This window comes from Ilumatobacter sp., assembly GCF_030065885.1.
GTDB lineage: Bacteria > Actinomycetota > Acidimicrobiia > Acidimicrobiales > Ilumatobacteraceae > Ilumatobacter.
Map to the genome: position 1 here is coordinate 1 of NZ_JASJCS010000126.1, position 14,323 is coordinate 14,323.

8 protein-coding genes are annotated in these 14,323 nt (G+C 69.6%); 3 read left to right on the plus strand and 5 right to left on the minus strand.

Going from position 1 to position 14,323, the window contains the following annotated elements; genetic code table 11:
* Nucleotides 1-247: 247 nt before the first annotated feature.
* On the plus strand, nucleotides 248-1,513 hold the full coding sequence (locus QNJ12_RS20220) for a calcium-binding protein (RefSeq protein WP_300625454.1): 1,266 nt from the start codon (nucleotides 248-250) through the stop codon (nucleotides 1,511-1,513).
* Nucleotides 1,514-1,638: 125 nt separating this feature from the next.
* Nucleotides 1,639-3,336, plus strand: coding sequence for a DUF2339 domain-containing protein (locus QNJ12_RS20225; RefSeq protein ID WP_300625456.1), 1,698 nt, complete (start codon nucleotides 1,639-1,641; stop codon nucleotides 3,334-3,336).
* Nucleotides 3,337-3,405: 69 nt separating this feature from the next.
* Here QNJ12_RS20225 and QNJ12_RS20230 read toward each other — a convergent pair whose 3' ends face one another.
* A complete protein-coding gene (locus tag QNJ12_RS20230) occupies nucleotides 3,406-6,912 on the minus strand; it encodes an AAA family ATPase (RefSeq protein ID WP_300625458.1) in 3,507 nt (1,168 codons plus the stop codon).
* A 143-nt stretch (nucleotides 6,913-7,055) separates the two neighbouring features.
* Between QNJ12_RS20230 and QNJ12_RS20235 the strand changes: the two genes are divergently transcribed.
* Nucleotides 7,056-7,613 carry a TIGR03086 family metal-binding protein gene (locus tag QNJ12_RS20235; RefSeq protein WP_300625460.1) on the plus strand — a complete coding sequence of 186 codons (558 nt, stop codon included), beginning with the start codon at nucleotides 7,056-7,058 and terminating at the stop codon, nucleotides 7,611-7,613.
* 86 nt (nucleotides 7,614-7,699) lie between these two features.
* On the opposite strand, the gene QNJ12_RS20240 is transcribed toward QNJ12_RS20235, so the two are convergent.
* The 4 genes from QNJ12_RS20240 to QNJ12_RS20255 all read right to left on the minus strand — a co-directional run.
* Nucleotides 7,700-9,943, minus strand: coding sequence for an alpha-amylase family glycosyl hydrolase (locus QNJ12_RS20240; protein WP_300625462.1), 2,244 nt, complete (start codon nucleotides 9,941-9,943; stop codon nucleotides 7,700-7,702).
* A complete protein-coding gene (locus QNJ12_RS20245) occupies nucleotides 9,940-11,775 on the minus strand; it encodes a glycoside hydrolase family 13 protein (protein WP_300625463.1) in 1,836 nt (611 codons plus the stop codon). Before QNJ12_RS20245 ends, QNJ12_RS20240 begins: the two co-directional genes overlap by 4 nt.
* 6 nt (nucleotides 11,776-11,781) lie before the next feature.
* Nucleotides 11,782-12,642: a sugar ABC transporter permease gene (locus tag QNJ12_RS20250; protein WP_367281823.1), complete on the minus strand. Its 861-nt coding sequence runs from the start codon at nucleotides 12,640-12,642 to the stop codon at nucleotides 11,782-11,784.
* 77 nt (nucleotides 12,643-12,719) lie between these two features.
* On the minus strand, nucleotides 12,720-14,323 hold a 1,604-nt coding region (locus QNJ12_RS20255), incomplete at its 5' end, for an ABC transporter permease subunit (protein WP_300625465.1).

The following is a 14,323-nucleotide window of genomic DNA, read 5'->3' on the forward strand; positions in this document are numbered from 1 at the left end:
AAGAACGCGAGTATCGAACACCTGTTCGGTCAGGTCAAATTGCGCGCCCGGGTCATCGCCCAACGCGCGTGACACGCCAGCTACCAGGCGCGAGACTGGCCTAGCTGCTGCGCCCACGACCCCCGGCGGTCGCACCGCCACACGACCGGACCACGACGAGAGGGGGTTGACCGAGCACCACCGAGTACTCGTCGCGCTCCGGCCGAGCGCGACGTTGCACGACCACGATCCACGAAGGAGGTGTGCGATGAAGCGCACACGTCTCACCCTGGCCGCCACATTCGTGGCCGCCGCCGCCCTCGGCACTGCGAATACCGCGCACGCTGTCGACCCACCGCCGAACGACGCGTTCGCCACAGCCACTGAGGTCGTCCTCGGGCCGGCCCCGTTCGAGGACTCGGTCGACACGACGATGGCGACCAACGACGATCCGGAGGACCTCGAGGCGAAGAACGCCTGCGGCTCGCCGCCGTTCTTCACACCCGACCCGCCTGACGCGACGGTCTGGTACCAGCTCATGGTCGGCGAGACGGTGCGCGTGCAGGTCAGCGCCGTGCCACCGATGTTCATCACACCCGGCTTCAACGTCGTGGCCGACACGCCCGGCGGGTTCGACTGCGTCGCCGGCGGACCGGTCGAGGTGTTCTTCATCGCCGAGGCCGGCGTGCAGTACTACATCCAGTCGATCGACGATCAGATCCCGCCCGACTGGGACGGATCGCCCGACACACTCGACACCGAGATCGGCGGCGAACTGAACGTCACGGTCACGTCGCTCGGCCCGCCAGCACCCGAGCTCTGCCCGGGCATCGCGCCCGACGATCCGCTCATCCCGCCCGGCCTCAACCTGATCGTCGGCACCGACGGCGACGACGAGATCCGTGGCACGAACGGCCCCGATCTGATCTTCGGCCTCGAGGGTGACGACGAGATCGACGGACGCGGCGGCGATGACATCATCTTCGGCTGCGCCGGCGACGACGAGATCGACGCCGGCAAGGGCAACGACTTCGTCATCGGCGACAGCGCCGACTTCTTCGGCAACCCCGAGGGCACCAACGGCGGCGACGACGAGATCGACGGCGGCAAGGGCGACGATCAGATCCGCGGCGGTCCCGGCAACGATGAGATCGACGGCGGGCCCGGCATGGACAGCATCTTCGGCAACCAGGGCGACGACGAGATCGACGGCGGCAAGCACGACGACTTCGTCGTCGGCGGCTTCGGCGACGACGAGGTCAACGGCGGCAAGGGCAACGACGGCGTCTTCGGTGGCTTCGACAGCGACGAGCTGAACGGCGGCCCGGGCGACGACTTCGTCAACGGCGACGCCCCGGCCGAGCCACCGCAGGGTGTCGACACCAGCCCGCACACCGACGAGTGCGACGGCGGCGGCGGCAACGACGAGCTCGTGCTCTGCGAGGTCGTCGACGGCGACGATGACGACGACTCCGACGACGACGACAGCGAGGACGACGACAGCGGTGGCGATGACGACGACAGTGACGACTGACCGACGTCACGTCTGAGCCGCACGACAGGCGAACGAGCGGTGAGGGGGCGACGGCGGGTGGCCCTCTCACCGCCATGTCGGGAGGTACCCGAGCGGCGACCGGCGCGAACTGTCACGATGGAATCGTGAGCGACGATCCATTGGCGCGCCTCGAGGAGCTCGAGCAGCGCGTACGGCGGCTCGAGGCCGACCTCGAGCAGGTCCACGGACGGATCGACCTCCCCGCACCCGCGCCGAGGCCCGCCACACCGTCGACGCTGCCGCCACCCGCCTGGCCCGCGCCTGGCCTCGCACGATCGCCCGACCTCGAGCGCAGGACGTTCGAGTTCGACACCGAACGAGCACTGAAGTGGGGCGGGGTGGGCCTGGTCGTGCTCGCCGTCGGCTTCGCCGTCAGCACCGCGATCAGCCGCGGCTGGATCGGGCCCGGGCTGCAACTCGGCGGCGCCGTGACCATTTCCGTTGCGCTCATCGCCACCGGACTCCGGCTCCAGTCGACCCGTCCCGCCTGGACCCATGCGCTGTGCGCCGGAGGCGTCCTGGCGCTGTTCACCACGGCGGCATCGAACCTGTTCATCGACGAGGCCGGCGACGACGCCGCCTTCGTGTTCACGGCAGTCGTGGGCCTCGCCGGTTACGCACTGACCTGGCGGATCCCGTCGGAGTGGGTCGGTGCGGCAACGCTCCTCGGCGGCATCGTCGGCTGGTTCGTGATCGGCGACGGCGAGCCACCTGCCCTCACGAGCGTGGTGGCGATCGTCGGCGTCGTGGCGATGGGCATCGCCATGGCGCTCGCTCAGGGATGGTTCGCGCTGCGGTTCCTCGCCCACGGTGCCGGGCTCATCGCGCTGCTCGCACTGGCCGACGTGTCGGATCGCACGATCGAGCACATGCCCGTCGTGGTCGCAGCAATCCTGCTCACCGCCTCGCTCGTACGGGTACCGAGCATCGGCGACCTCTCGTCGGCGTGGCAGCAGCTCGACGTGCAACTCGCCGCACTCGCCGGACCGTGGGCGCTCGGGATCGTCAGCATCTCGGCCGACCTCGACAGCGACACATCCGTCGGCGTGGCGGCGATCGCGATCGCGGTCGGCGCTGCGATCGTCGCCTTCTCGGTGCGACCGTGGCTCGTCCCTGCGCACCACGTGTCGCTCCTGATCGGGGCCAGCGTCACGCTGTCGATCGGGTTCGCGATCCTCCTGTCCACCGCCGTGGCGTTCACCGCGCTCGCCGTGCAGGGCGCCGGCCTCGTCGTCCTCGGGCGAGCGCTCGGCGACAGCGTCCGGGTGCTGATCAACGCAGCTGTCCTCCTGGCCGTCTCGGCCGGCTTCGTCATGGTCGCGATGACCGAGGCCTGGGATGACGACGCCCCGGCGGGCGATGATGTCGCCCACCTGGTGATCATCGCAGCCGTCGCGGTCGCCGCCTGGCAGACCGGCCAGGTGATCGTCCAGCAGATCACCTCGCTGGCCGTGCTGGCACTGACGCTGGTCTGGCTGGGCTCGGTCCTGGTCCACCTCCCTCAGGGGCAGGCGGCCGTGTCGATCTCGTGGGCGGTCGTCGGCACCGCCGTCCTGGTGGCCGGCGCAGTTCGGAAGCGGGCCGACGTCGGCGGCGTCGGTCTGGCCGTCCTGGCGATCACCGTCGGCAAGCTGCTGACCGTCGACCTGCAAGAAGTCGACGCACTCTGGCGGGCGGGACTCTTCCTCGTCGTCGGCCTCGGCTTCCTGCGGCTCGGCTTCCTCCTCCCCCGCCTCACCGGCACCGACGACGCCGACACCCAACGCGGGGACGTCGACCTCGCGGATCGCCAGCGCGCCTGACGTCCGATCCCGTTCGACGTCAGGACGGGCAGGCTGCGCACGACCGATGACACCGAGGCTCGAGCACGCCTACGGCAGCGCAGGCGGCACCGGCTGCAGCAGGTCGACGACGACGGATGCCTCCGAGTGCTGCGGGAACACCGACCGGAGGCCGGCGTGAGCGACCATCGCTTCCAGCTCGGCGCGCTGCTCGTCACGGAGGTGGCCCCCGACGTGCAGGGTGGCTGCGTCACCTCGTGTGGCCGAGAGCATGTCGATCGTCATCGGGTCGGGCAGGTGGAATCGTCGCTCGGGGATGACGACGTAGTCTGCGGCCCGCACCTGCTCGAGGAACTCGGCGGTCACGTTGCGGGTGCTCCCGCCGTGGGGGACCACCATGACGTCGACATCGACGCCGTGGTCCGGGTCGAGCAGCCAGGCGTCGAACAGGCCGCTCATGATGAAGTCGTGCCGGCTGTCGCTCGTCAGCAGCATCGTCCGCCCTGCGAACGAGAGCACCATCACGAGGCTCGACAGGTTCACGACCGACTGGTCCGATCGGCGACCGGTCGAGGACGGCGAGTAGGTGCCAGGGGGACGCCGCACGAGGGTGACATCCGAGCTCGACGCGAACTCGTGCACGGCCCGCTCGAGATGCGCGACCGATTCGGAGTCCATGATGACACCCGCCTCCTCCTGTTCGCGGATCCATCGCCGGTACCAATCGACCACGCGCTCGTTCGGCGGCGCGATCACCGTGATCTCCAGACCGCCGGGCAGCTCGAACTGAGCGGGCCCGATCTCGGCGGGCATCACGAACTGATCGAACGGTTCGTTCACCGGGATCCCGAGCTCCTCGGCAGCCTCCCGGACGGTCCACTTGAACGACTTGCGGCCTGGATGGGCGGGCTCGGACGGGACGATCCCCTGGAAGTTGTTGAACCACAGCCGCTCGATGTCCACACGTTCGGCTTCGGATCGGTCGTCGGCGAGATCGTTGAACATCGATGCGATGCCGCCGATGCTCTGGATGTCGTACTGCGTGACGGCGACCAGCTCGATCCCGAGCGAATCGGCTCGGCGCCGGTCGCGCAGCTCGTCCAGGGCCGGGCGGAGCACCCGTGCCCATGTCGGACGATCGCCACCGTCGACGATCGCCAAGCGGGGCGCCGCCGCGTCGCCGTAGTGGACCAGGAAGCAGCTGCCGTTGCGGGCTGGGAGCGCTTCGAGCGAGAACACCAGCCCTGCGTCGTCGTCGCTCGGCTCGGCCGCACGGCGCGGATGGTCGGCGAGCCGTTGATGCAGCTCGTACGCCTCGGCCAACGCCTCTGCGCCGGCCCCTGCGAGGTCACCGGCCCGTTCACGGAGCAACCTCGCGTAGTCGGCGGCGTTCGGCCGCCACGCCTCGTCCTCGACGACGTCGGCACGAGCATGCGCCTCGAGCCCGCGGGCGAAGTACTCCTCGGCGGCCGCGCGCCGTTCCAGCTTCTCGGCGTTGAGCTGGCGCCACTCGGCTTCCTCTCGTCGAGCACGCTCCGCCGCGAGTTCGGCCTCACTCGCCAGCGCTGCCGCCGCCGAGGACTGTTCGATCAGCGCCGTGACGTCGTCGTCGAGCTCCTGGTCGCGTCGCGCCAGCAGGTCCTGGGCCTCGGTCAGCGGCAGCCCGGGTGACACCAGCAGGCTCGCCCGCGCCGCGTCGTCGCCGACCGCGAGCCACCGCCGTGCTTGATCGCGCAGCCGCGCGATCAGCTGGAGGTCGCGCTTGTCGGTCTCGAGCTGCGCGGCAGCGCGTCGCCAGTGCGTCAACACCGCCTCGTGCGCCACGCGGACGGTGTGGCCGTCGGCGACGAGCAGCCGCGCCTCCGGTGCCAGCAATGCGTCGACGAGCTCGCGCTCGGCCGACCCCGGCTCGAAGCGGCCGAGCGGCGCCGGTTGCGACACGGGCCTGGCCTCGTCGCCCTGGCCGACGCTCACCAGCTGCCCGAGCACGCGGGGAAGCGCCGCTTGCGCCTGCTCCTGCACCGTCGTGAAGACCTCCTCGGCCCGCGCCCCGATCGCGCCCTCGAGGCCACCCAGGGCGCGGTATGCATCGAAGGTCAGTTCACCTGTCGCACCTCGCCGATGCCAGAGCTGCTCGAGCACGTACCCGAGCAACGGCAGCGCCGCCGGATCTCGCGCAGCAGCGTTCTGCAGCTCCTCGTCGAGCGAGCGGCCTTGGTCGTCGTGCCCCCACGAGAGTCCGGCGACGGCGGCCGGCCGGGTGATGATCTGTCCGAGCTCACGGCCGGTCGGCGGTCCGAGGAGGAATCGGCCCTCGGGGCCGAAGCGTTCGGCGAGCGGGTGCCGATCGAGCTGCGCCAGGAAGTCGGATCGGATCGACGCCACGATCCAGACGTCGTCGGCGCCGGCCAGCGTGTCGAGCGCAGCGAGCAGCTCGTCCTGACGCTCCTCGGCGAGCCGGAAGGTCTCCTCGAGTTGGTCGACGACGACGACGAGCAGCGGGCGGTAGTGGTCGGACAGGTCGTCCGCGGCGGCGCTCAGACCCTGCTTGATGGGATGCCGGGCGGCGTCCGAACCCTCGGCCAGCAGGCGTGCGAGCTGGGCATCGTCGTAGAGCAACGGGGGCGCGGCGAGCTCGGGCAGCCCGGACTCGTCGAGCAGTCCGCTCGCGAGCGCGGCCAGCGGGTCGCCGCCGCGATCGGACGGTCGGACGACGACGTAGCGGGCCAGGCCGACGGCGACGGGCCGACCGTCCCGCTGCCGGCCGCCGGTGACCATGCCCGGTTTGAGGACGTCGGGCAGCAACCCGGCACGTATCAGCGAGGACTTGCCGCTGCCGGTGGCACCCGTGACGAGCACCCACGGCGACTCGGCTTCCTCGCGCTGTTCCGCCAGCGCCCGGAGCCGCTGCTGAGCGCGCGTGCGGCCGAAGAAGATCGGTGCGTCGCGGACGTCGTAGCTCGCCAGGCCGCGGAACGGACTCTCGGCCCAGGCGACGTCGGGTCCGTGCACCTCGATCTGTCTGCGCAGCAGGGCACGGACGTGCTCGTCGACCATGTCCGAGAACTGCGCCTCGTCCGAGAAGTCGCGCCAGGCGTTGACGTAGGTCTCGGTCACCGGGTCCTTGAACCAGCGAGCGATGAAGCCGTCGACCCGTGCCTTCTCCGACGGATACGACGCGATCTGCTCGTCCGAGCTGAACGACGGGATCCCGAGCTTCTGGTAGACGAGGACGACGGGTGTGCCGTCCTGCTCGGTGGCGCCGCGGATCGCTTCCTCGAACTCCCACTCCGTCCCGGTGACCTCACCGCCCGACAGCGGACCGTCCCACTCGTGGGGCCAGTTGGCGCGTCCTCGCAACGGCGTGCCGAGCCGCCACCAGAAGACCACGATCACGATGTCGGTCGTGGATGGCCGGGGGATCTGCGTCTGGAAGTGGCCGGTCGCCGAGAGCGGCAGCTCCTCCCACCGCACCGTCCGCAGCTCGAGATGCGACGCGAACTCGGTCCGGAGGCGATCGATCGCCTCGTCCAGGCGGATGCGTTCGGGGATCACATCACCCGGCGACGAGATGAAGATCGTCACTCGCTTTGGCACCTGTTCGCCGTCCCCCGGCACGACCCCAGTCTCCCACACGCCGCTCGATACAGATCGTGTGGTCGGTGGGGGCCGTCGACGCCGAGCACAGCCCCTGACCGCCCGGCTCAGGTGAGGTCGCGTCGCCCACCTAGGGTCGTCGCATGAGCGAGAACCTGCGCAACTTCACGAAGGCGCTGTATGGCTTCGACGCCGTCGTGCAGCGGGTTCGGCCCGATCAGTGGGACGCCGACACACCCTGTGAAGGGTGGTGCGCCCGCGACCTGGTCGCTCACGAGTGCGGCGTCATCGGTGCCGTGGCGCAGATGGCCGAGACCGGCGAGATCGCGATGCCGACGATGCCCCATGTCGGCGACGACCCGGTCGGGCACTGGGACGCGACGCGCGACCGGGTGCTCGAAGCACTCGACACCCAGGGAGCGCTGCACACCCACGGCAACTTCTGGTGGGGCGAGATGTCGATCGACCAGCTGGTCGCGTTCGCAACGTGGGACCCGCTCGCCCACTCGTGGGACCTCGCGGAGGCGACGGGTCAGGAGGCGCACGCCGACGAGGGCGTCGCGGAGGCAGCGCTCGCCACGATCGCGCCGATGTCCGAGACGCTCCGGAAGATGCGGCTGACGGCCGAGCCGGTCGACGTCCCCGACGATGCAGACGCGATGACGAGGTTCCTCGGCCTGACCGGCCGGAACCCGCGCTGACCGGGCTGCCGCACCGACACTCGCCCACCGCCCGCCCGAGCGCGCCTTCGATCGGCGGATGCCACGGCTGCTGCGAAGCCGGCGCCTCAGACGATGGCGCGGTCGACGGAGCCGATGAGGTCGTCGCCGACCCAGACGCTCGCTCGCACGATCAGGTCACCGACCACGTCGTCGAGGTCGGTGTAGACGACGTACGGGGCGGCGTCGTCGACGCCCAGCAACGACCAGGTCTGGCCGCCATCGGTGCTCAGATCGAACACGACGTCGACCGGTGCCCGCAGCTCGCCGGCGAGCCTGAAGCCGAGGTCGCGACCGAGGAAGCTGGCGTTCGGGATCGCCTCGATCGACAGGCCGGCAGGCCCCTCGAGCACGGCGGCCGGCGCACCGCCCACCCACACACCGACACCGAACGGCGGCAGGCCGACGTCGACCCGCCCGTCGGCATCAGAGAGGAGTTCGCCGTCGACATCGCCGTAGCGCGCCGTGAACGACGAGTCGGGCGTCAGCGTCGCGATCGAGGCCGAGGCCGGCTGGTCGCTGTTGTTGAGCGCCACCAGATGCTCGACGCCGTCGGCGCCGCGGCGCGTCCAGGCGATCAGTCCGGCTTCGGGCTGCGACCAGACGACCGTCTGCGCGCCCGTCCGCAGCGCTTCGGCATCGGCCCGCAGCGCCGCCAGCTCGGCGATCACGGTGTACAGCGGATGCGACGGATCGAAGTTGTCGTCGGCCGGCGTCGCCTCGCTGCCGATGTTGTCGCCTGCGGCGTACTGCGGTGTCAGGCTCGGGAACATGTCCTCGCGGACGGCTTGGTCGCCGCCGACGCCGGCGAAGCCCTGCTCGTCGCCGTAGTAGACGATCGGCGTGCCGCGGCTGAGGAACTGCGCCGCGAGGCCGAGCCGCATGCGTGCGAACCGTTCCTCCTCGCTGCGCGGGTCACGGCGCGCCGCGCGGTCGATCGCGCCACCGAGACGGCCGAAGTCGTGGCTCGAGATCACCGTGACGAGCTGGTGGGCGTTCGAGTCGGCGTCGGTGAACCAGTCGTCGCCGGCGAACATGCCGGCGAGCTCGTCGGTTGCTGCGCCCTGTGCGGCGAACCGCTCGATCGCGTCGTCCATCCGCATGTCGATCACCGACGGGAACGGGACGTCGGACACGTAGCGCGACAGCACGTCGGGATCGGGCTCGACGACCTCGCCGAAGATCGCGAAGTCCGGCCCGCCGACGTCGCGCATCCCAGGCAGCCACTCCTGCCAGAACTCGTCGTTGACGTGCTTCGCCGTGTCGACGCGGAACCCGTCGACGCCGAACCGCGTGATCAGCTCGCCGAAGACATCGATCATCCCCTCGACGACCTCGGGCTTCTCGGTGAACAGGTCGTCGAGGCCGACGAAGTCGCCGTACAGGGAGGTCTCGCCGAAGAACGTCGACTCACCGCGGTGGTGGTAGTTCGTCAGATCGTTGAGGAACGCCGGCGCCTTGGCATCCTCGTCGCCCGGTGCGACCGACGGGACCAGCGGGAAGCTGATCGCCGGGTCGAGGTCCGGGAACTCGGGGCTGCCGGCCAGGGCACGCACGTCGAACTCGTCACCGTCGGCGTCGAGGTACGGCACGAGCGCGACCGGCTCGTAGCGGGTCGACTGGTCGCCGTACGAGATGACATCGGCGGTGTGGTTGACGACCACGTCGACGATCACCTTCATGTCGCGATCGTGGGCGGCGTCGACGAAGGCCAGGAACTCCTCCTCGGTGCCGAGGTGCGGATCGATCTGCGTGAAGTCGAGCTGCCAGTAGCCGTGGTAGCCGGCCGACGAGCCGTCGATCGTGCCGTCGCCCTGCACCGGCTTGTTGCGTAGCACCGGCGTCAGCCAGATCGCCGTGATGCCGAGGCCCTGCAGGTAGTCGAGCCGGCCGGCGAGACCGGCGATGTCGCCGCCGTGGTAGTAGCCGGTCCGGGTCGGGTCGAAGCCGTGGCGAAGGATGTCGTCGTCGCTCGCACCGCCCTCGGCGTCGCCTCCCAGATCGTTCGACGGGTCACCGTTGGCAAAGCGATCGGTCATCACCATGTAGATGACATCGTCGGCGAGCGGGGAACGAAGGGGTTCGGGGAGCACCGGTCCGCCCACAGGCGGCTCGGTGGTGGGGGGCGCCGTCGCCGCCGGCGCGATCGTCGCATCCGCCGTCGCCGGCGTGTCGGCGGGTGCGCCGGCCGTGGTGGGCGTCGTCGACGGGACGGTCGCGACGTCGTCGATCACCTGGGTCTCGTCGTCGCCGCTCGAGCACGCGGCGAGGGCGAGCGACGCTGCGACACACGCCGCCAACGGCCGTCTCACGACGTCAGTTCCACCACGCGCCAGGTCGGCCCCGATGTGTCGAGTTGCAGCAGTCCACGCTCGGCGGTCGCCGGCGCCCCGGCGACGACGTGGGCGTCGGTGGCCGCGAGCTCGTCCAGAGCAACGCGATGCGGCTCGTGGTCGGCGCGGGCGACGTGCACGAGCAGACGCTGATCGCGGCTCTCGCGCAAGAAGACCAGGTGATCGTCACCGACGTCCAACCATCGCAATCCGCCGACCGCGAGCGCCGCCGATGAGGTGCGCAGCTCGATGAGCTCGCGGTAGGTCTCGAGCACCTCGGTGTTCCAGCCCGACGGATCGTGCCACGGGAACGGGAAGCGGGCGGTGACGTCCCACGATGCATCGGCGCCGAGACCGACCTCGTCGCCGGCAAACACCGACGGTGATCCCGGCCACGTGAACAGCATCGCAGCGCCGACGGCGTGCCTCGCCGGCGAGCCGCTCGCGTGGGCCCACCGGCAGTTGTCGTGCGAGCCGAGCAGGTTCAAGTTCGTCAACGCCACCGAGTACGGGATGCGCGCCAGGTAGGCGCGCATCGACTTCGTCACCTGGGCGGTGGCGCGGATCGGGAGCGCACCGGGCTCGCCGAACGCCTCGACGTCGATGTCGTCTCGCAGGAGCCATGTCCACGTCGGTCGGGTGAACCCGGCGTAGTTCATCGTGCCGTGCCAGCCGCCGCCGTCGAGGTCGGGTGCCGCGTCGTGATAGTGCTCGGCGAGCAGCCACGCGTCGCGGCGCACGGCCCGCATCGTCTGCCGCAGCGTCGTCGCACACAGCCGGTTGAGGTCGACGTCGCGGTACCGGCCGGTCATGTTGGCGACATCGATGCGCCACGCGGCCAGACCGAACTCGTCGCCGAGGAAGCGGCCGGCGACCGAATCCGGCCCGTCGTAGAGCGCCGTTCGCAGCTCGTTCGAGGTGTGATCGATCTTCGGCAAGGACGGAACACCCAGCCAGCTCTCGTGCGTGCCGTCGGCGTGCCACGAGTAGAAGGCACGGGTCGGCGATCGCGGATCGTCGAGCGCGGCCGTGAACCAGTCGTGGTGGTCGCCGGTGTGGTTGGTCGTGAGATCGCCCATGACGCGCATGCCGCGGCGACCTGCTTCGTCGACGAGGCGCCGCAGCGCCTCGTCACCGCCGAGGAGGGGGTCGACGCGTTCGAAGCTGCTGGCGTCGTACCGATGGTTCGAAGGCGCCGGGAAGAACGGGCAGACGTAGATGCCGGTGACGCCGAGCGTCGCCAGGTGATCGAGGCGGTCGGCGACGCCGTTGAGACTGCCGCCGTAGAACTGGGTCATCGCGTCGGGCAGCGCCTCGCACACCGGCTCGTCCCACTCGCTCGACGATGCCCCGTCGGGCAGCTCGGCTTCGAGTGCCCCGTCGGATCGACGCGAGAAGCGGTCGGGGAAGACCTGGTACCAGACGGTGCGCCGCACCCATTCGGGCGGCCGATGCTCGGTCGAGAGTCGGAAGTCGGCCGCGTCGGTGACCTCCCAGGGCCGAACGCCCTCGCCGTTCAGCCACGACGTACGACCGGCGGCGTTGCGCAGGTGGAAGCGATACGACGTGACCGGGTTGACGACCTCGAAGTCGACCCGCCACCACTGCTCGCGCGCCGTCGCGCGGTCGAGCTCGGCCTCGACGTTGAACGGCTGGGCGTCCTGGACGACGCGGGCGACCACGCGTTCGACGTCGGCGTCGATCGGCACCCGCACGAACGCGGTGACCGTCTCGCCGAGCTCGGGGTTCGGGTTCGACAGGTACGTCTCGGAGCCGTCGTGGTGGGCCTCGGGGCCTGGACGGATCGGCACCGAGTGTCAGCCCTTGACGGCGCCGGCGGTCAGGCCCGACACGATCCACCGCTGGAGGAAGAGGAACAGCAGCACCACGGGGATGGCGGACATCACCGACCCCGCTGCGAACTGCCCCCACTCGCCGCCTTGGCCGTCGATGAACCGGAACATGCCGACGGCGAGCGTGAAGTTGTTGTCGTCACCCTGCCCGAGCACGACCGACGCGACGACGAACTCGTTGATCGTGAACACGAACGTGATCAGGGCGACCACGGCGAGGATCGGCGCGGCGAGCGGCAGGATCACACGGAAGAAGATCTGCGCGTGCGTGGCGCCGTCGATCAGCGCCGACTCGTCGAGGTCGCGCGGGATCGTGTCGAAGTAGCCCTTGATCAGCCAGGTGTTGATGCCCAGCGCACCGCCGAGGTAGATGATGAGGAGCATCGTGCGCGAACCGAGTCCGAGGCCGGGGAAGACCCCACCGATGTCGGTGACGAACACGAAAAGCGCCACGAACAGCAACGTCGTCGGGAACATCTGGATCAGGAGGATCGCCAGCAATCCCGATCGGCGCCCCGCGAACCGCATGCGGCTGAACGCGTACGACGCGAACGCGGCGAGCCCGGTGTTGAGCACCGCGGCGCCGCCGGCGACGAACAGCGTGTTGACGAGCCAGTCGAGGTACGGCGCATCCGTGCCGTTGAGCAGGTCGCGATAGTTGATGAACGAGACGTCGGACGGGATGAGTGTCGACCCGCCGAGGGTGCCGGCCGGGTTGAGCGACGACGACACGACGAACAGCACCGGGAAGAGTGCGAACGCCAGCGCGACCAATCCGACGAGATGACGCCACCCGACGGTGCGGAACCAGCGCCGGAACGGCATGCGACGCTTGACGAACACCGGTGCGTCGGCCGCGGTGCCGGCCTGGCCGGCAGCGGTGGAGTCGGCGGTGATGTCGGTCATATCTCCTCCAACCTGGCGGTCTTGCGGAAGCTCCAGCCGCTGAACAGTGCGACGTGCAGGAAGATCAGGATCGAGATGGCGGTCGCGAAGGCGAGGTCCTGACCGCGACCGCTCTCGAACGCGAGCCGGAACGTGTACGTGATCAGGATGTCGGTGCTGCCCGCCGGCGTCTCGGCGCCCGGGATCGGCGGACCGCCGCGGTTGAGCATGTAGATCGTGTTGAAGTTGTTGAAGTTGAACGCGAACGAGGCGATCATCAGCGGCGCCACGGCGATCATCAACAACGGGAGCGTGATCGTGCGGAACGCCTGCGGGCCACTGGCACCGTCGACGTGGGCCGCCTCGTTGAGCTCTTTCGGTATCGACTGCAGCGCCCCGGTCGACACGACGAAGAAGTACGGGAACGTCAGCCATGTACTGACGATCATCACCGACGTTCGCGCCATCCACGGATCGGTGAGCCACGGCGTGTCGAGCCCGGTGAGGTCGTTGATGATGCCGAAGTTCTTGTTCATCATGCCCTGCCACACGAGCACGGTGAGGAAGGACGGGATCGCCCACGGGAAGATCAGCAGCGCGCGATAGAGCTTCTTGCCCCGGAGCTGCGGGTGTTCGAGCGCGATCGCGAGCAGGAGCCCGACTGCGAAGCCGAAGAACACCGTGCCGGCCGCGAACGCCCAGTTCCAGATGAACACCCTCAAGAAGGGGCCGCGAATCGCCTCGGACTCGAAGACGCGCCGGTAGTTGTCGAACCCGATGTTGATCTCCCAGCCGGGCGTGAGCCGGGTGCCGTCGTCAGCGGTGAAGAACCCCTCGGACGGCCGGTAGACCTCGCCGGTGTCGATGTCGAGGACGGTGTCGGTGGCCTCGTCGTACTGCAGGCGGAACTCGACGAGCGACGCGCGGGTGAACGTCCGCAACCGGATGACGCCTTCGTCCGACGGGATCTCGAGGTCGGCGAGCGCCTGTTCGAACTCTGCCGCCTGACCGAGGTTGAGCGCCGTGAAGCCGGCGGCTGCCGCGATCCGGTCACCGTCGCGGGTGACGTCCGACTCGGTGATCGGCGTCAGCTCCTCGGCGGTGCCGACGAACAGCGACGGCGGGTCGGTCGACTCGTCGATCAGGATCAGGCCGAGCGTCCCGTCGGCATCCTGGGCGGCCTGGGCGGTGTAGGACGTGTCGCTCTCGGTGGCGCTGATCGAGGTGGCGACGACCTGCTCGATCGCGGCGTCCTTGCTGAGGATGTTGCCGGTGCCGAGGTTGGTGGTCGAGATGTAGGCGGTGTAGACGACCGGGTAGAGCTGGAAGATCAGCAGGAAGATCGTGCCGGGGACCAGGTACTTGTACGGGATCGACCAGCGCGACGTGTTGAGGTAGACGACGTCGATCGCCACGGTGGCGATCACGACGAACGCCACGGCGAGCCACACACCCTCGGGGATCAGCTGCGTCAGCGCATAGATCGACAGGGCGTTGACGGTGGCGAGGAAGGCGACCTTGAGCAGGAGGCCGAAGGCGAAGGTGGATCGGAGCGGGGGGCGATGCCCCCCGCTCGGACCGCCGGCAGTGGACGTCGCATCAGCGACGTCCACCGACCGTG